The following is a 16,428-nucleotide window of genomic DNA, read 5'->3' on the forward strand; positions in this document are numbered from 1 at the left end:
GCCGACGCCGACGCAGACGCAGACGCCGACGCCGACGCAGACGCCGACGCCGACGCCGACGCCGACACAGACGCCGACGCCGACGCCGGTATCCGAGATGTCGCCCGGCGCCGCCGACTTCCTCGACGCGGCCCGGGGGCGCATAGCCGAGGCCTATCGGCTGATCGACGAGGCCGGCAAGCGGATGCGCGAGCACCAGTCCTCCCGCGTCATCGCCGGCCCGCGTGGCCTCTTCCGCCTGCATGTGCGGGGCGGGCGGATCGAGCGCGCCGAGGCCGGCCCGCGCCGGCCCACCGCCGGCGACACCGAGAGCCTGGTCGCCGACGCCCGCGACGCGCTGGCCGAGCTCGGGCGGAGCAGACTCGGCGAGCTGGACGCCTGGGCCCGCTGATGAACGACGACGCGCCGGACGAGATGGGCACGACGACGGCCGAGGACGCCGGCGCGGTCCTGGGAAGCGCCGAGGGCGCCGGCACGTTCCGCGAGGCCGCCGACCTCGTGCGTGAGACGGCCGGCCGCCTGGGCGACGCCTGGCAGCAGTTCGTCGCGTCCGTGCAGGACCTGCTTGCCCGTGCCCGGCTCTTCCTGCGCGACGACACCGTGTGGTCGTCCGTCGTTCGTGACCTGCCCGAGCAGGTCACCGCGGCCATCGCCACGATCGACGGCCTGCTGGGCCGCATCCGCCCCGGCGTCGACCGGATCATCGAGCTGCTGCGGGCCGTCTCCGGCCGGGCCGCCTCCGTGCTCGCGCTGGTGGAGACCGCTGTCGCGCACGGCGGCGACGTGGCCGGCCGGCTCGCCTCGCTCGCCGCCGACATGCGGCCCGGCCGCCGCGGTCTCGCCCGCAAGCCGGCCGCCGGCCGGGCCGGCACCGTGTCGCGCCGCATGGCCGTGGGCAGCGCGGCCGACCTGGGCCATCTCGGCGCCGAGCTGACCGGCCAGTTCGTCAGCGCGGCCGTCGACGCGGACGAGACCACGCCCGGCGGCCTCCCGGCGTACGCGGGCACCCTGCGCCGCCTCGCCGACCGCGTCGACCAGGCGGCGCGGCGTACCACCGAATGGACCGCCGATTTTCAGCGGCTGCTCGCCGACGCGCGCCTGGCCGACTCGCGACCGGGCCGATAGCGTCGGCCCATGAGCGAGCAACCGACGATCGTGGTTCGTGGCGAGGCGCTCCGCGAGGTGCCCCCCGAGCTTGCCGTTCTCTCCGTGACCGTGTCCGCGCGCGACCGCGACCGCGAAGCCGTGATCGACCGGCTGCTCCAGCGTTCCGCCGAGGTGCGCGACGTGCTCGACAGTGCCGGCGGCGACGACGGCGCCATCGAGCGCCGCGAGACCGGCGGCGTGCAGGTGTTCCCCGAGCTCAAGCGCGGCAGCGAGCGCGTGGTCGCCTATTCCGGCAGCGTCTCGGCGACGGTGTTCGTGACCGACTTCGAGGCCCTCGGTGCGCTTCTGCTGCGGCTGGCGGGGCTGGAGTTCGCCACTGTGGCCGGTCCGTGGTGGCAGTTGCGGCCGGGCAGCAAGGCCGGCGCGGACGTGCGGCGGGAGGCCATCGCGGACGCCCTGAACCGCGCCCGGGAATACGCGGCGGCCGTCGGCGCGCGCGTCGACCGGCTCGTCGAGATCGCCGACGAGGGCGTAGGCGGCAGCCCGGTGATGCTGCGGGCGGCCGCCGCCGGCTACGACATGGCGGCCCGGGAGTCGGCCGGGTTCGAGCTCGACCCGCAGCAGCAGACGGTGCAGGCCGCCGTGACCGTCCGCGTCACGATCACCGAACCCGATCTGTCGGCCTGAAGCCGAAAAGCCCAAAATCGCGGAAACCGTCCGCAGAAACCCCGTTTCGGCCAGACTCGGGCTCATGCCGAAGGGCCGCAGAGACGTCCTGCTGCGGGTGGCGAACGTCAACCCGGACAGCGTGACCACGCACACCGATCGGGTTCTCTACTCCGCGATCGGCGCTTTCATCCTTCTCTACTTCGTCTACGCCACGCTCGGCGGCGCCGCGTTCATCGACGCGGGCTCCAACTATCAGCACCCGTGGTATCGCTGGCTGGTCGGCCCGATGGTGGCGGCCGGGGTGGTGGCGTACGACCGCGCGGTCGTCGGCCGGGTCTCGATCAGCTACGAGCGGCTCGACTCGACCGACCCTCAGGAGTTCCTGAGACGGCCCACCATCGGGCTGTACGCGGGCCGCCTCGGCCTGGCGCTGCTGTTCGCCGTGCTCATCACCGAGCCGCTGATGCTCGCGCGCTACCAGGGCGAGATCGACGCCCGCCTCAACGAGGTGCACAACCAGCAGCTCAGCCAGATGGACCGGGACGGCGTCATCGGCACCTACACCGCCCGGCTGGGCGAGCTGAAACGCGAGACGGCCGCCGACGACGCCGCGGTCCGCGACCTCACCGACCGGGCGGCGCAGAAGCGGCACGACGCCCGCGCCCTCTACGACCAGGCCCTTGCCGACTCCGCCGGTGACGGGGTGTCGCGGGCGGCCGGCTGCCCGGACGGCGGCTACTGCGACACGCTCGTGAAACGGTCGCGCTCGCTCGACGTGGAGGCGGCCGCGCTCGACAAGCAGGCCGGGGAGCTGCTGAAGACCCAGCGCACAGCCCGCGAGGCGCGCAACGCCGAGCAGGTGGAGCTGACCCGCAGGATCGGCGAGCAACGGGCCCTGAACACCGAGACGGTCCGCGACAACGCCGGCTTCGGCGCACGCACCGCCGCCATGTGGCACCTGGTGACCACCGACTTCTGGGGCGTCGGCGTCTTCTACATCGGCATCATGCTGCTGCTCGTGGCCCTGGACTGCGCGGCCGTCGGCCTCAAGTTCGCGTCCAAGGGCAACGCGTACGAGCGCAACGAGGCGCGCATCGCCCGCCGCCGCGAGCACGAGGCGGCGCTGCTGCACGAGCGCGGCATCCAGGACGCCCGCACCTACGGCGAGGCGATGGCGCGGGTGGTGGCCGAGGGCATCGAGGCGGCGACCCACGACGAGGAGGTCGCCCGCACCTCGGCCGAGCGGGCCGGCGCGGTGCTGCGCAACTCCGTCGTGGTGCCGCCCGAGGTGCGCGAGCTGAGCGCGCACGACGGCCGGCACCACCGGTCGCTCCGCTCCGAGCTGCTCCGCACCGACGAGCGCGACGCCGAGCCGGAGCGCCGGGAAGCCGGCCAGGAGCGCGACGCCGAGCAGGAGCGTGGCCGGCACCGCCGCCCGATGGTCGTGCACGACAACGTGCGGGCGCTGCCGGGCAACGACCGGGCTATCTGACGCGCCCTGCGGCCCACGCCGCCGCGCCCGCGGCGACCGCCAGGCCGGAGAAGACGAGGCCGTGATGCTGCGACAGCCACAGTTGGATGCTGCGCGGCTTCGCCTGGTCGTCGAAGTCGCCGTGCGCCCCCGCGTCCGGCTCGCCGGGCCCGTCCGCCGGGTCCCACAGGTTCGCGGGCTCGTCGGCGGGGCGCTGCTCGCCGGTCTGCTGGCTGTCGAATCCCGTACGGGCCAGATAGCGGTCCAGGACGCCGGGCGCGACAGCGTTGGCGATCAGCGTGCCCACGGTCGAGCCGCCCACCCAGTATTCGCGGCGCTTCGGGTGGTCCGCCGCGTAGAGCACGGCCTTCGCGGCCACCTCCGGCTGATAGATCGGCGCGACCGGCTGGGCCTTGCGGGGCAGCCGGGACAGCACCCAGCCGAACTGCGGCGTGTTCACCGCGGGCATCAGCACCATGGTGGTGTGGATGTTGCTCTTGTCGTGCAGCAGCTCCACGCGCAGCGCCTCGTTGAAGCCCTGGATCGCGTGCTTCGCGCCGCAGTACGCGGTCTGCAGCGGGATGCCGCGGTACGCCAGCGCTGAGCCGACCTGCACGATCGTGCCCCGGTCGCGCGGCTGCATGCGGGTGAGCGCGGCCCTCGTGCCGTAGACGTAGCCGAGGTACGTGACTTCGGTGGTACGGGTGAACTCGTCCATGCCGATGTCGGTGAACCGGGCGAAGACCGAGCTGAACGCGTTGTTCACCCACAGGTCGATCGGCCCGAGCTCCTTCTCGGCACGGTCGGCGGCCTGGTCCACAGCGGTGAAGTCGGCCATGTCCACCTCGATCGGCAGCGGGGTGCCACCGGCGCGGCGCACGTCCTCGGCGGCCGCGGCCAGGCCGTCCGACCCGCGCGCCAGCAGAGCGACCGCGTCGCCGCGCTCGGCCAGCCGGCGGGCCACCGCCCGGCCGATGCCGCCGCTCGCGCCGGTCACTACGGAGATCCTTGTCATGAGGTGCAGGTTCCGCGATCCGGGGCGGGGGAAACCTCAGCTCGGGTTCCCGCGTACGCCGGACGCCTGCACCGGGACGGTGAAGGTCGCGCCCTCGCAGGCCCGGGCGGCGTCCGCGCGCATGCTGAGCGCCCCGTCGACGGCGAACGCGCCGACCGTGTGGCGCTGCACCTCCCATGCCACCTGGAACCGCGGCTGGGTGAAGACCACCGCGGCGCCCGTGCAGCCCGCGTCGCGGTGCTCGGGGTCGGCGACGATGGTTCCCTGGCCCGGCGCCACCGCCGTGATCCGGATCGGATAGCCGTTCTCGTTCGCGACGGTCACGGTCAGGTCGCCGTTCTGCCCGGGGCGCAGCGGCTCACTGAGGTCCGACTTGGCCCGCAGCGCGATCGCGACCGGCGGGCCCTCGGCGGCCTGCGCCGTCGCCGACCCGGTGATCCGCCAGTAGGCCCACGCCGCGCCCGCGTTGACCACGACCGCCGCGGTGGCGGCGATGCCCAGGATCGCCCGGGTGCGCCGGTCCAGCCGGTTCCTGCGCGCGTCGCCGGGGCTGCGCACCTCCCACGTCGGCTCCTCGTGGTCGGCGGTCTCGAGCTCGATGTGCATGTCGCTGGTCCTGTTGCCGTTCCTGCCACCGAAGTCACGGTCGCCGCGGAGGCCGCCTTCACGCAGTCGGGTGAGGACTTCGCGCCGCATCATGACGGGGCCTCCAAATTCGTGGCAGGCCGTCCGGATCGCGTACACATGCGGTGCGTTCCTCCTCGACGACCGGTGGGGACTGTTTTGTACAACGGTCGCCCACGACGCCGGGTCATGTGATCGGGATTCCGTCCGCGCTTGTGCGCGCATAAATCGCACAACGCCGACTGTCCGGCTTACCCCGGTCGGGGGAAAGGCGGCGACGAATCTGCTTAATGACGCTGACCAGCGGTTTCGTCGGCCGCGGACGCGTTCGGAGCGGGCGGTGCATCGGCATCGGGCGGGAGGAGGACACCACACGGGGCGTGTCGCCAAGACGTTCTTCCGCAATTCTCTCGTCGATCGGCTTAACCGGAAAGTGGCACAACCGATCGAGCCCCCGGCGTGGGACCCCGCCGGGGGCTCGATCATTTCCCCACCTTAGGAAAGTCCGCCGGCACCGAGCCGCTGGCGGACGGCTCGGACGCCCCGGTGCCCGCCGGCGAAGGCGCCGCCGTGGGCGCTTCGGGGGTGGTGAAGACCGTCGCCGGGGTGTCCCGGCGCTGCGACAAAGATGGCCGATCCCGGGCCGGGAAACGATAGAACTTTTGCCCGTCCTGTCCCGCCGTTCCGATGACCCCGTACGGCTGAGACGCACCCGCACCAGAACGACGCAGAGCCGGTCTGAGCAGGCCGGACGGTTGTCAGAAGCGGGTGCGGCACAGGGCGCGGAGAAGGGCCGGCAAAACCCGATAGTTGCCGCCCAGCAAGGACAGCGGACACTGCCGGGTGACGCTATTTTCCGGCCCTGTCACCTGAAAGAGGCTTCAGGCGGACGCCTCTGTTGCGGCGATGGCCTCGATCTCGACCTTGAAGGCCGGGTTCACGAGACCGGAAACCTGCACGAGCGAGCTCGCCGGCGGCCGCGTGAGGTCGATGAACTCGTCCCGCGCCGTACGGAAGGCGGCGAGGTCGGCGAGATCCGTGAGAAAGACGGTCAGCTTGACCACGTCGGACATCGAGGCCCCGGCGGCGGCCAGCGCCGCGGCGAGGTTGCGGAACACCTGCCGGGTCTGCTCCAGGGCGTCGCCGGCCCCCACCAGCCGCCCGTCCGCGTCGAGCGGCACCTGCCCCGAGACCAGCGTCAACGCGCCGGTGACCGTGACCGCGTGGCTGTACCCGTTGGTCGGCGGAGTGCCCTCCGGCCGCAGATGGTGCCGCACGAGATCAACTCTAACCGATACGGTTCCTCGCATGGCTTTGGTCTTCGGCGAGGTGGCCGCCCTCTACGACGATGTGCGCCCGGGCTATCGGGCCGAGTTGCGCCAGGCGATCGGGGAACGGGCGCCCGCGGGCCCCGCGGTCGACATCGGGGCCGGGACGGGCAAGGGCACCGAGGTGCTCCTGGCGATCCGGGACGAGGTCACCGCGATCGAGCCCGACCCGCGCATGGCCGCCGTGCTGCGGGCGAAGTTCCCGGCCGTCGACGTCCTGGAGAGCACCTTCGAGGAGTGGACGCCGCCGCCCGGCGGGGCCGGCCTGCTCGCCTGCGCGATGGCCTGGCACTGGATGGACGCCGCGACGCGTAACCAGCGTGCCGCGGCGGCGCTCGCCCCCGAGGGGGTGCTGGCGGTCTTCGGGCACCGGTTCGCCTACGCCGACGAGGCCCAGTCGGCGGCGATCGGTGAGGTCTTCGACCGGGCCCGCCGCGACGTGCCGATGCGGCCGGAGCACTGGATCGCCGACGACGTGCGCGGCTCCGGGGTCTGGGCGAGCGTCGACGAGCTCGAGTGGCGCGAGGACAGGCCGCTGAGCACCGAGGGCTATCTCGACCTCACGCGCACCTTCTCGCCGTTCCGCCGCCACTCGCCCGAGCTCCAGCGCCGGGTGCTCGACGACCTGCGGGCGACGATCGACGGGTTCGGCGGCACGATCGCGCTCGACCTCCGTACCAGTCTGGTCCTGGCGGTGAGACACCGATGAGTTCGCGCGTCGCCGTCGGTCCGACCGGGAGACGCCGCGAAGACGACGACAGACGGGAGTGAGCGATGCTGCTCGACGACAAGAACGCGATCATCTACGGCGGGGGCGGTTCGGTCGGTGGCGCCATGGCCAAGGCGTTCGCGGCGCAGGGGGCGCGGGTGCACCTCGCCGGGCGTACGGCGGCGAGTCTCGACAAGGTCGCGGGGGCCGTCCGCGAGGCGGGCGGACGGGCCGAGACCGCCGTGCTCGACGCGCTGGACGAGGCGGCGGTCGACGCGCACGCCGCCGAGGTCGGCCGGATCGACATCTCCGTCAACGTCACCTCGTCCTATGACGTGCAGGGCACGCCGCTGGTCGAGATGGCGGTCGACGACTACCTGTCGCCGGTCGCGAAGCCGCTGCGGTCGCAGTTCCTCACCACGCGCGCGGCGGCCCGGCACATGATCCCGCGGCGCGGGGGCGTCATCCTGTTCTTCGGCGGCGAGGGCGACAAGGCGGCGAACCGCATGCACCGCCTCGGCGGGCTGCTGGCCGGCTTCGCCGCCGTCGAGGCGCTGCGCCGCCAGCTCGCCGCCGAGCTGGGCGAGCACGGCATCCGGGTGGTCACGCTGGCCACCAGCGGCATCGTGGAGTCGCTGCCCGCCGGCATGCCCGAGGCCGCCGAGATCGGCGCGGGCATCACCGCGACCACCCTGCTGGGCCGGGCCGCCACGCTGGCGGACGTGGGCAACGCCGCCGTCTTCGCCGCGTCGGACTGGGCCCGCACCATGACGGGCGCCAGCCTCAACATCAGCTGCGGCGCGTTCCTCGACTAGAGAAGCGAGGGCTCAGACCCGGGCGAGCTGCTCGGCGAAGAGGGTCGCGCGGGCGATCTCGCCGGGGGCGCGGCCGGCGCGGGCCGCCACCATGCCGTTCGGCTGCCAGATGCCGGAGCGGCCGGCGGTGGCGGGGTATGCCGGGCCGGAAGGGCCGGCGCACGAGGCGACGGCGGTCCACACGCCGTACGTGGTGCTGATCCGCAGCGCCCGCTCGGCAAGCGTCACATCGTCCGCGGGCTGGTCGACGACGCCCGCCACGTACGCGTCGATGCCGAGCGCCGCCGTCTCGGCCGCGTGCTGCTCGACGCCCGTGTCGCGGCAGACGCCGAGGCCCAGCCGCCAGCCGTCGACCTCGATCACCTCGGGGCCCGGTCCGGGCAGGAAGCGCTGCTCGGTGTGGTGCGGGTACTGCTTGCGGTAGACCACCTGCACGCCGTCCGCGTCGACGCGCAGCATGCCGATGTACGGGCCCGGCACCGGCGCGCCGACCAGCGCGACGGTGTCGGTGGCGGTACACGACTCCACCAGCGGCATCAGGCGCGGATCATCGGGCGACAGCAGGGCCGCGTCGAGGTCGTAACCGGTGAGCGAGAGCTCGGGGAAGACCACGACGCGGGCCGCGGACGCGCGCACCGTGGCGGCGTGCCGCGTGACGTTCGCGGCGATGTCGAGCGGGTGTACGGGCGGCTGGGCGACAGCGATGACCAGAGAGCGCATGGGGCGATCTTTCTTTGGGGGGATGCGGTTCTAAGGACGGACGGCTTGGACGAGGAAGCGGTGAGCGGTCACGCTGAAGCCGCCGTGCAGGCGGATGAACGTGTCCAGGCGCTCGAGCGCCCCGGCGTAGCGGCTCGGGGTGAAGTCACGGATCTGCCAGGGCAGGTCGCGCAGCTGGCGGATCACGGCGCCCACGTCGTGGAAGGTGACCCGCGGGCGCTCCTCGCGCACGTCGGTGACCTCGAGGCCGGCGGCGCTCAGCGCGGCCGTCGCGACCTCGGCGTTCCACGGCTGGCGGTGGGCCGGCGGGGCCTCCAGCGCCTGGTTGAGCCCGGCCAGGTCGTCGCTGCCGACCTGCTGGGTGAGCAGGCGGCCGCCGGGCCGCAGCAGGCGGACGATGTCGGACGCGGGGAGCCGCCCATGCCGGCTCAGCACCACGTCGAACTCGTCCTCGCCGCCGGGCAGCTCGGTCAGCACCGGCACGTCGAACGGCGCCAGCCTGTCCCGGGCGACGGGGGTGTTGCGCGCCCAGCTCTCCACGGCGACCGTGTGCCGGGGCAGCGGCGCCAGCTCGGCGAGCAGCTCGCCGCTGCCGGTGTCGAGGTCGAGCAGCGAGCCGGCGTCGCGCAGGAGGGTGCGGGCCAGTGACGGGTACGACCAGGTGGGCTCGGAGCCGACGTGGCGACCGTCCAGCCAGGCGAACTCCCAGCCGGTCGCGCGCTCGCCGACGGCCGGGCCGGCCGTGTCCTCGTATCGCTGCCCGATGCGCACCCCACGACGGTAGCCACTGCCCGGCCGTGGGAAGCAGCCGGTGTGACATGGCTCAAAGCATGATCGGGGTTAACCAGTCGTTAAATACTCACTCCGCCACGGCCTCGACCCGGCGAAGAATTCCGGGCCAGCCGTTGCCCATACCGTGCAGGGGCGCCGAATCGGGCACGAACCCGTCGTGCACCAGGAAGAGCCGGGTCCCGGCCCCCTCGGGCTCCAGCCGCCAGGTGATCGTGGTGTCGAGGACGCCTTCGGCGAACGTGTATCGCAGCAGCTTCTCCGGCTCCACCTCGAGCACCTCGCACCACTGCTCGCCCCACGAGCCCATGTCGAGGGTGAAGCGGTGACCCACCTCCGGCCTGATGTCGCCGGCCGCCCACCACTTCGCCAGCAGCGCCGGTGAGGTCAGCGCCCGCCACACGGACGCGGGTGGACGGGCGATGAACTGGTCGCACTCGATGCTGCTCACAGGTCTTCCTCTCGCTCGACGAAGTCGCGCAGCGCGGTGAGGCGGTCGCGCCAATACCGCTCGAACGGGTGAAGCCAGTCGCTCACCTCGGCGAGCGGCCCGGCCGCGAGGTGGTAGTAGCGATGCCGGCCGCGCGGCTCCTCGGTCACCAGCCGCGCCTGCCGCAGCACCCCGAGGTGCTCGGAGACCGCCGGCCGGCTCAGCGAGAACCGGCCGGCCAGCTCACCCGCGGGCAGGGGGCCGTCGCGCAACGCCTGCAACAGCTCGCGGCGCACCGGGTTGGCCAGCGCGCCGAAGACATCCATCTCTGGCACGCCCGCCATAATGCGTCGGAAATCTCCGACACGTCAAGCGGTGTACCTGACGGGCATCAGCAGGGACATGCGGGACTCGTCGCCGGGAACCCGGACGGCGAGGGGCTTGATGGGACCGTCCAGTTCGAGGACCAGCTGCCCGGCGTTGCCGGCTTGCAGGGCCTGCAGGAGAAACTCCCGGTTGACCGCGACATGGGCCGCCGTGTCGCCGGCCCACTCGCTGCCGGGGACCGGCCGCACGCCTCCCGCCGGGTCGAGGCTCAGAACGGTCACCTCGTACGTCTTGCCGTCGTCCTCGTGAGCCGCCGCGGGGGTCGTCAGCACCTCGTCGCGCAGCGCGGCGGTGTCGATCGTGACGCGGCGGGCCGGGCCGGCGAGGCCGTCGAGCAGCCGCCGGTGGTCGGGATAGTCCATGTCGAGCGGTTTGCCGTCGATCACGCGCCCGCCCGGCAGCTCGGCGCGCGCCCGGTCGGTGGCCAGGTCGAGAACCACGGTGTCGCGGGTCAGGTGGGGGCGCAGGTCGTCGACGAACGCGACCGGCAGCACCGTGCGGGCCGGTGGGCCCTCGGCGGCGACGGCGACACCCGCCACTGCCAGGCGGAAGCGGTCGGTCGTCACCAGCGTGAGCTCGTCGCCGGTCACGTCGAACAGCACGGTGGACAGCTGCGGCAGCTCCGGGTCGTCGCCGACGGCGAAGCGCACGGCGTCGATCGCGGCGGCCAGCGCGGCGCCGGGCAGGGTCAGGCGGGTCATGAGGTGCTCCTCCAGGTCGAGCAGGGCGTGGATGCGCAGGAGCTCACGCTTCGCGTCGGCCAGCCCGTCCTCGAGCCGCCGGCGGTGGTCGTCCAGCCGCCGGCGTACGGACTCGGGGTCGTGCATCTCGCGGACCGCCCGGGCGATCTCGGCCACCGGCATGCCGACCCGGCGCAGGCCGGCGATCAGCCGCGCCGCCCGCACCTGCTCGCCGGTGTAGCGGCGGTATCCCGTCGCCTCGTCCACCTCGGCCGGGACGAGCACGCCCGCGCTGTCGTAGAACCGCAGCGCGCTGGCGCTGAGCCCGCTGGCCCGTGCCGTCTCGCCGATGCTCCGCATGTCTCCTCGCACGGACCGAACCTGCCGCCTGAACCTGCTCGAAGGTCAAGCACGTTAGCTCACCACCAGGGTCACGGCCACGCCGAGCATCACGACGGCGATGAGCCCGTCGAGGACCCGCCAGGCCGCGGGACGGGCGAGCAGCGGGGCCAGGCGGTGCGCGCCGGCGCCGAGGGCGGTGAACCAGACCAGGCTGGCCGCGGCCGCGCCGAGGCCGAAGAGCCAGCGGTGCGGATGCTGCTGGGCGACCGAGCCGAGCAGCAGCACGGTGTCGAGGTAGACGTGCGGGTTGAGATAGGTGAGGGCCAGGCAGGTGAGCAGGGTCGCGCCCAGCGTGGCGGGGGCGCGCTCGGCGGGGTTCAGGGCGGCGGGCCGCAGCGCCCGGCGGGCGGCCAGCACGGCGTACGCGACGAGGAAGGCCGCGCCCACCCAGCGGATCACCGTCACCGCGTCCGGCCGCGCGGTGACCACGGCGCCGAGCCCGCCGATGCCCGCGAGGATCAGCAGCAGGTCGGAGAGGGCGCAGACGGCGACGACGGCGAGCACGTGCTCGCGCCGCAGCCCCTGGCGCAGGACGAAGGCGTTCTGCGCGCCGATGGCGACGATCAGCACCGCGGAGGCGGCGAACCCGGCGAGGACGGAGGTGAGCACCTTCCGACCGTAGGCAGTGCTCACTCCGTACTCAAACTAAAGATTTTGACGTTGCATTAGAATTTCTAACCATGGACTTCGCGCAGCTGGCCACGTTCCAGGCGGTCGTCGACTCGGGCAGCTTCGAGGCGGCGGCCCGGCAGCTGCACGTGACGCCCTCGGCGGTCAGCCAGCGGATCAAGGCGCTGGAGCGCTCGGTGGGCCAGGTGCTGGTCCGCCGCGCGAAGCCGTGCGTGGCGACGCCGGCGGGCGAGGCCCTGGTGCGGTTCGCCGGGCAGGTGGCGCTGCTGGAGCGCGAGGCGCTGAGCCAGGCGCGCGACGGCACCCGGGTGTCGATCGTGGTGAACGCGGACTCGCTGCTGACCTGGTTCCTGCCTGCCCTGGCCGAGGTGCCGGGGCCGCAGTACGAGCTGCACACCGACGATCAGGACTACACGGCCGACCTGCTGCGATCGGGGACGGCGATGGCCGCGGTCACCGCCGATCACGTCGCCGTGCAGGGGTGCCGGATCGAGTCGCTGGGTGCCATGCGATATCTGGCGGTGGGACGGCCGGGAGCCGACGCGATGATCGTCTACAACCGCAAGGACCAGTTGCAGCACCGGTTCCTGGCGTCGATCGGGCTCTCCGCCGACGCGCCGATCCACTACGTGCCCGCCGCCTCGGCCTTCGTCGAGGCCATCCGGCTGGGCCTCGGCTGGGGGATGGTGCCGTCGACCATCGCCCTGCCCGGCATCGCCGCGGGTCACTATGTCCAGAAACATACGGACACATGGCTGGACGTCCCGCTGTACTGGCAGTACTGGCGGATCGGGTCGGTGGTGTTGGAAGAGCTGACGGCCGCCGTCAGAACGGCGGCCGTCTCGGCTCTGATCTAGTCGTTGGCGTGCAGGGCAGCGTTCAGCTCGATGCCTGTGCCCTTGCGCGGCCGCGCCTCCAGCGCGCCGGTCACCGAGTTGCGCCAGAAGAGCAGGTTGTCGACGCCGGAGAGCTCGCGCGCCTTGACCACCCGGCCGTCCGGCAGCGTGAGCTTGGAACCGGCGGTGATGTAGACGCCCGCCTCGACCACGCAGTCGTCGCCGAGCGAGATGCCGATGCCGGCGTTCGCGCCGATCAGGCTGCGCTCGCCGATGCGCACCTTGTCCTTGCCGCCGCCGGAGAGCGTGCCCATGATGGACGACCCGCCGCCGACGTCGGAGCCGTCGCCGACCACGACGCCCTGCACGATGCGGCCCTCGACCATCGAGGTGCCGAGCGTGCCGGCGTTGAAGTTGACGAAGCCCTCGTGCATGACCGTCGTGCCGGAGGCCAGGTGGGCGCCGAGCCGCACCCGGTCGGCGTCGGCGATGCGCACGCCGGTCGGCGTCACGTAGTCGGTCATGCGCGGGAACTTGTCGATGCCGTAGACGGCCAGGTGACGGCCGGCGGCGCGCTCCAGGAAGCGCAGCTCGTCGACCCGGTCGGGCGGGCACGGGCCGGCGGAGGTCCACGCCACGTTCGCCAGCGCGCCGAAGATCCCGTCCAGGTTGAGCGTGTTGGGCCGGGCCAGCCGGTGCGACAGCAGGTGCAGCCGCAGGTACGCGTCGGAGGCGTCCTTGATCGGGTCGGCCAGCGAGGAGATCGTGGTGCGCACCTCGACCGTCGACAGGCCGGGCAGCGCCTTGGGCCCGGTCAGGCCCGCCGGTAGCACCGCGGGCTCGGCCGGGAGCTCGCCCAGGCCGAGAAAGGGATACCAGGTGTCGAGGACCTGGCCATCCGCGGTGACGGTGGCGAGGCCGATGCCCCAGGCCGGGGAGGTCGAGATCGCGTTGTCCACGACCGGAACTCTACTGGGCGTGATGAGGATCGTAAGTCGACGGGTGATTCACTTCTGGCCGGTATCGTGCGGCCTATGGCCAACCCCCTGACCCCGGACGTGTTGGTCGACCCCGTGCAGCTCACCCGCGCCCTGGTCGACGTCGAGTCCGTCTCCCGCAACGAGCAGCAGATCGCCGGCTTCGTCGAAGAGGTCCTCCGCCAGGTCTCCCACCTCAGCGTGGACCGGCTCGGCAACACGGTGATGGCTCGCACGGATCTGGGTCGCGAACAGCGCGTGGTGCTCGCCGGCCACCTCGACACGGTGCCGCTCAACGACAACTTCCCGTCGACCGTCGTCGACGACCTCATCTACGGCTGCGGCACCTCGGACATGAAGAGCGGCGTCGCGCTCGCGCTGCACCTGGCCGCCACGCTGCCCGACCCCGCGTACGACGTCACCTACCTCTTCTACGAGGCCGAGGAGATCGACTCCAAGTTCAACGGGCTGCGCCTGGTCGCCGAGGAGCACCCCGAGTGGCTGCGGGCCGACTTCGCGGTGCTGCTGGAGCCGACGTACGGGGTGGTCGAGGCCGGCTGCCAAGGAACACTGCGGGTGCACGTGCGCACGGTGGGCCGCCGGGCGCACACGGCCCGGGCCTGGCGCGGGGTCAACGCCATCCACGCGGCCGGCGAGGTGCTGCGCCGGCTCGAGGACTACCGCCCCCGCACGGTCACGATCGACGGCTGCACGTTCCGGGAGGGGCTCAACGCCGTACGCATCTCGGGTGGTGTCGCCGGAAACGTCGTGCCGGACGAGTGCGTCGTCGAGGTCAACATGCGCTTCGCCCCGGACCGCACCGAGAAGCAGGCGCTGGAGCACGTGCACGAGGTCTTCGACGGCTTCGACGTGGAGCTGGTCGACTCGGCGCCGGGCGCACTGCCCGGGCTGGCGGCGGAGCCGGCGCGCGAGTTCCTGGCGGCGGTGGGCGCGGAGCCGGCGGCGAAGCTGGGCTGGACCGACGTGGCCCGCTTCGCGGCGCTGGGCATCCCGGCCCTCAACTACGGACCGGGCGACCCGCTGCTGGCGCACGCCCAGGACGAGCACGTCGAGATCGGCAAGATCCGCGACGGCGCGGCGACGCTGCACCGCTGGCTCGCCTCCGATCAGTCGTTCTAGGCGCTGGTGATCCTGACCCGGCCGATGGCGGGCGCCGGTTGCGGCAGCGCCATCGCCGGGATCTCGACGGTCTCCTCGGGGTCGGAGGCGGGCCGGGCGCCGAACGCCATCCGCCGCTCCTCGACCACCAGCCGGATGCGCCGCTGCATGCGGCGCTGCATCTTCAGGCGTTCGTATCGGGTCGTCACGGTGGCTCCTTAAGCCCGGGTGGCCGTGCGTGCCGCGAGAGATTTCGGTAACTGTACAGACGCATGAGAGCTACCGTCCGTTGCTTCAATCTGGCAAAAAGGTCGGCGGCCCGCAATCCTCTTACCGAAACCCACCCGGTTGTTCACCGGGTTACTGACCGTCCGCACTACCTTTTAGGCATGACGGACAGCACCAACGGGCGACGCCAGGGCGGCGCGGAGCGTCATCGCGGCGCCGTCACCCTGCGCCGCGAGTCGATTCCACCGAGTACGGCCGACGAGAAGCTCCTCGATTCGCACCACCGGCGCGAGTGGAAGACCAAGGACGCCTGGCGGGCGCTGCGCATCCTGTCCGAGTTCGTCGAGGGCTTCGACACGCTCGCCGACCTGCCGCCGGCCGTGAGCGTCTTCGGCTCGGCGCGCAGCACCCCCGAGAGCCCCGAGTGCGAGATGGCCGCCGACCTCGGCGCGGCCCTGGCCGAGGCGGGATACGCGGTGATCACCGGCGGCGGCCCGGGCGTGATGGAGGCCGCCAACCGGGGCGCCACCGAGGCCGGCGGCATGTCGATCGGGCTCGGCATCGAGCTCCCGTTCGAGCAGGGCATCAACGATTGGGTCGACATCGGCATCGACTTCCGCTACTTCTTCGTTCGCAAGACCATGTTCGTGAAGTACGCGCAGGCGTTCGTCGTGCTGCCCGGCGGCTTCGGCACGCTCGACGAGCTCTTCGAAGCGATCACGCTGGTGCAGACCAAGAAGGTGACCCGCTTCCCGGTGATCCTCATGGGTACGCAGTACTGGTCCGGGCTGTTCGACTGGCTCAAGGGGACGATGCTGGCCGACGGCAAGATCAGCGAGAGCGACCTGGAGCTGCTGCGGCTCACCGACGACGTGGACGAGGCCGTGCAGATCATCGTGGACGCCGACGCGGCGCTCGCCGAGGCGAACGGGAAGCGGTGACGTGGCAGCCATCTGTGTCTTCTGCGCCTCCTCCACCACTCTCGAACAGAAATGGCTCGACCTGGCCACCCGCACCGGCGAGGAACTGGCCGCCCGGGGCCACACGCTGGTCTCCGGCGGCGGCTGCGTCGGCATGATGGGCGCGGTGGCCGACGGCGCCCGGGCCGGCGGCGCGCACACGCTCGGCGTGATCCCGCAGTCGCTGGTCGACCTCGAGGTGGCCGACCTCGCCTCCGACGAGCTGATCGTCACCGGCGACATGGGCGCCCGCAAGAACCTCATGATCGAGCGGTCGGACGCGTTCATCACCCTGCCCGGCGGCCTCGGCACGCTCGACGAGCTCTTCGAGGTGTGGACGACGGCGACGCTCGACCTGCACGCCAAGCCGATCGTGCTGCTCGACCCGGACGGCTTCTACGACGGGCTGCTCGGCTGGCTCGGCCAGCTCGCCGACACGGCCTTCGTCCGTTCGGCCGCCCTCGAACGGGTGATCGTCGCGAAGTCGATCGGCGCGGCCCTGGACGCCGTCGAGGAACACCTGACATAGGGGG

The 16,428-nt window shown here is 72.4% G+C and carries 21 protein-coding genes; 10 read left to right on the forward strand and 11 right to left on the reverse strand.

Annotation, left to right across the window (positions count from 1 at the left end; genetic code table 11):
* From Ade02nite_RS25360 to Ade02nite_RS25375, 4 genes are all read left to right on the forward strand, one after another.
* A partial coding sequence (locus Ade02nite_RS25360) for a hypothetical protein (protein WP_203768854.1) occupies positions 1-391 on the forward strand: 391 nt, incomplete at its 5' end.
* Positions 391-1,125, forward strand: a complete 735-nt coding sequence (locus Ade02nite_RS25365; RefSeq protein ID WP_203768856.1) for a hypothetical protein — start codon at positions 391-393, stop codon at positions 1,123-1,125. The genes Ade02nite_RS25360 and Ade02nite_RS25365, both read left to right, overlap by 1 nt.
* Before the next feature lie 9 nt (positions 1,126-1,134).
* Positions 1,135-1,794 (forward strand): SIMPL domain-containing protein, encoded by a 660-nt coding sequence (locus tag Ade02nite_RS25370; protein ID WP_203768864.1) that lies wholly within the window; start codon positions 1,135-1,137, stop codon positions 1,792-1,794.
* 64 nt (positions 1,795-1,858) lie between these two features.
* Complete coding sequence (locus Ade02nite_RS25375) at positions 1,859-3,268, forward strand: DUF4407 domain-containing protein (protein ID WP_203768866.1); 1,410 nt, start codon at positions 1,859-1,861, stop codon at positions 3,266-3,268.
* On the opposite strand, the gene Ade02nite_RS25380 is transcribed toward Ade02nite_RS25375, so the two are convergent.
* From Ade02nite_RS25380 to Ade02nite_RS25390, 3 genes are all read right to left on the reverse strand, one after another.
* On the reverse strand, positions 3,261-4,262 hold the full coding sequence (locus Ade02nite_RS25380; RefSeq protein WP_203768868.1) for an SDR family oxidoreductase: 1,002 nt from the start codon (positions 4,260-4,262) through the stop codon (positions 3,261-3,263). The genes Ade02nite_RS25375 and Ade02nite_RS25380 overlap by 8 nt on opposite strands.
* A 36-nt stretch (positions 4,263-4,298) precedes the next feature.
* A complete protein-coding gene (locus Ade02nite_RS25385; protein ID WP_203768870.1) occupies positions 4,299-4,961 on the reverse strand; it encodes a hypothetical protein in 663 nt (220 codons plus the stop codon).
* A gap of 806 nt (positions 4,962-5,767) precedes the next feature.
* Positions 5,768-6,163 carry a RidA family protein gene (locus tag Ade02nite_RS25390; RefSeq protein WP_239169040.1) on the reverse strand — a complete coding sequence of 132 codons (396 nt, stop codon included), beginning with the start codon at positions 6,161-6,163 and terminating at the stop codon, positions 5,768-5,770.
* A gap of 31 nt (positions 6,164-6,194) precedes the next feature.
* Between Ade02nite_RS25390 and Ade02nite_RS25395 the strand changes: the two genes are divergently transcribed.
* On the forward strand, positions 6,195-6,923 hold the full coding sequence (locus tag Ade02nite_RS25395) for a methyltransferase domain-containing protein (RefSeq protein WP_203768874.1): 729 nt from the start codon (positions 6,195-6,197) through the stop codon (positions 6,921-6,923).
* A 65-nt stretch (positions 6,924-6,988) separates the two neighbouring features.
* A complete protein-coding gene (locus Ade02nite_RS25400; RefSeq protein ID WP_203768876.1) occupies positions 6,989-7,738 on the forward strand; it encodes an SDR family NAD(P)-dependent oxidoreductase in 750 nt (249 codons plus the stop codon).
* A gap of 12 nt (positions 7,739-7,750) precedes the next feature.
* On the opposite strand, the gene Ade02nite_RS25405 is transcribed toward Ade02nite_RS25400, so the two are convergent.
* The 6 genes from Ade02nite_RS25405 to Ade02nite_RS25430 form a co-directional block, all read right to left on the reverse strand.
* Entirely contained in the window at positions 7,751-8,458 is a 708-nt protein-coding gene (locus tag Ade02nite_RS25405) for a carbon-nitrogen hydrolase family protein (RefSeq protein WP_203768878.1), read from the reverse strand.
* Between the two features lie 30 nt (positions 8,459-8,488).
* On the reverse strand, positions 8,489-9,229 hold the full coding sequence (locus tag Ade02nite_RS25410) for a class I SAM-dependent methyltransferase (RefSeq protein WP_203768880.1): 741 nt from the start codon (positions 9,227-9,229) through the stop codon (positions 8,489-8,491).
* Between the two features lie 88 nt (positions 9,230-9,317).
* Positions 9,318-9,698 (reverse strand): SRPBCC family protein, encoded by a 381-nt coding sequence (locus Ade02nite_RS25415; RefSeq protein WP_203768882.1) that lies wholly within the window; start codon positions 9,696-9,698, stop codon positions 9,318-9,320.
* Positions 9,695-10,003 carry a metalloregulator ArsR/SmtB family transcription factor gene (locus Ade02nite_RS25420; protein ID WP_239169041.1) on the reverse strand — a complete coding sequence of 103 codons (309 nt, stop codon included), beginning with the start codon at positions 10,001-10,003 and terminating at the stop codon, positions 9,695-9,697. The genes Ade02nite_RS25415 and Ade02nite_RS25420 overlap by 4 nt, the downstream gene beginning before the upstream one ends.
* Positions 10,004-10,045: 42 nt before the next feature.
* Entirely contained in the window at positions 10,046-11,104 is a 1,059-nt protein-coding gene (locus Ade02nite_RS25425; RefSeq protein ID WP_203768886.1) for a DNA polymerase III subunit beta family protein, read from the reverse strand.
* Between the two features lie 54 nt (positions 11,105-11,158).
* Positions 11,159-11,755: a LysE/ArgO family amino acid transporter gene (locus Ade02nite_RS25430; RefSeq protein ID WP_203768888.1), complete on the reverse strand. Its 597-nt coding sequence runs from the start codon at positions 11,753-11,755 to the stop codon at positions 11,159-11,161.
* 71 nt (positions 11,756-11,826) lie between these two features.
* On the opposite strand from Ade02nite_RS25430, the gene Ade02nite_RS25435 reads away from it, so the two are divergent.
* Positions 11,827-12,633: a LysR family transcriptional regulator ArgP gene (locus Ade02nite_RS25435; RefSeq protein ID WP_203768890.1), complete on the forward strand. Its 807-nt coding sequence runs from the start codon at positions 11,827-11,829 to the stop codon at positions 12,631-12,633.
* Here the strand turns inward: Ade02nite_RS25435 and dapD are convergent.
* Entirely contained in the window at positions 12,630-13,571 is a 942-nt protein-coding gene (dapD, locus tag Ade02nite_RS25440) for a 2,3,4,5-tetrahydropyridine-2,6-dicarboxylate N-succinyltransferase (protein ID WP_203768892.1), read from the reverse strand. The two genes, Ade02nite_RS25435 and dapD, sit on opposite strands and share 4 nt — an antisense overlap.
* A gap of 75 nt (positions 13,572-13,646) precedes the next feature.
* Between dapD and dapE the strand changes: the two genes are divergently transcribed.
* The gene (gene dapE / locus Ade02nite_RS25445; RefSeq protein ID WP_203768894.1) at positions 13,647-14,729 is read left to right on the forward strand and encodes a succinyl-diaminopimelate desuccinylase; all 1,083 of its coding nucleotides are present in this window, start codon (positions 13,647-13,649) and stop codon (positions 14,727-14,729) included.
* Here the strand turns inward: dapE and Ade02nite_RS25450 are convergent.
* The gene (locus Ade02nite_RS25450) at positions 14,726-14,917 is read right to left on the reverse strand and encodes a hypothetical protein (protein ID WP_203768911.1); all 192 of its coding nucleotides are present in this window, start codon (positions 14,915-14,917) and stop codon (positions 14,726-14,728) included. The two genes, dapE and Ade02nite_RS25450, sit on opposite strands and share 4 nt — an antisense overlap.
* Positions 14,918-15,097: 180 nt before the next feature.
* Between Ade02nite_RS25450 and Ade02nite_RS25455 the strand changes: the two genes are divergently transcribed.
* Together Ade02nite_RS25455 and Ade02nite_RS25460 are read left to right on the forward strand one after the other, a co-directional pair.
* Entirely contained in the window at positions 15,098-15,877 is a 780-nt protein-coding gene (locus Ade02nite_RS25455; protein WP_203768902.1) for an LOG family protein, read from the forward strand.
* Position 15,878: 1 nt separating this feature from the next.
* Positions 15,879-16,424: an LOG family protein gene (locus Ade02nite_RS25460; RefSeq protein ID WP_203768909.1), complete on the forward strand. Its 546-nt coding sequence runs from the start codon at positions 15,879-15,881 to the stop codon at positions 16,422-16,424.
* Positions 16,425-16,428 lie beyond the last annotated feature (4 nt).

The sequence above is a fragment of the Paractinoplanes deccanensis genome, from assembly GCF_016862115.1.
Classification (GTDB): Bacteria; Actinomycetota; Actinomycetes; order Mycobacteriales; family Micromonosporaceae; genus Actinoplanes; species Actinoplanes deccanensis.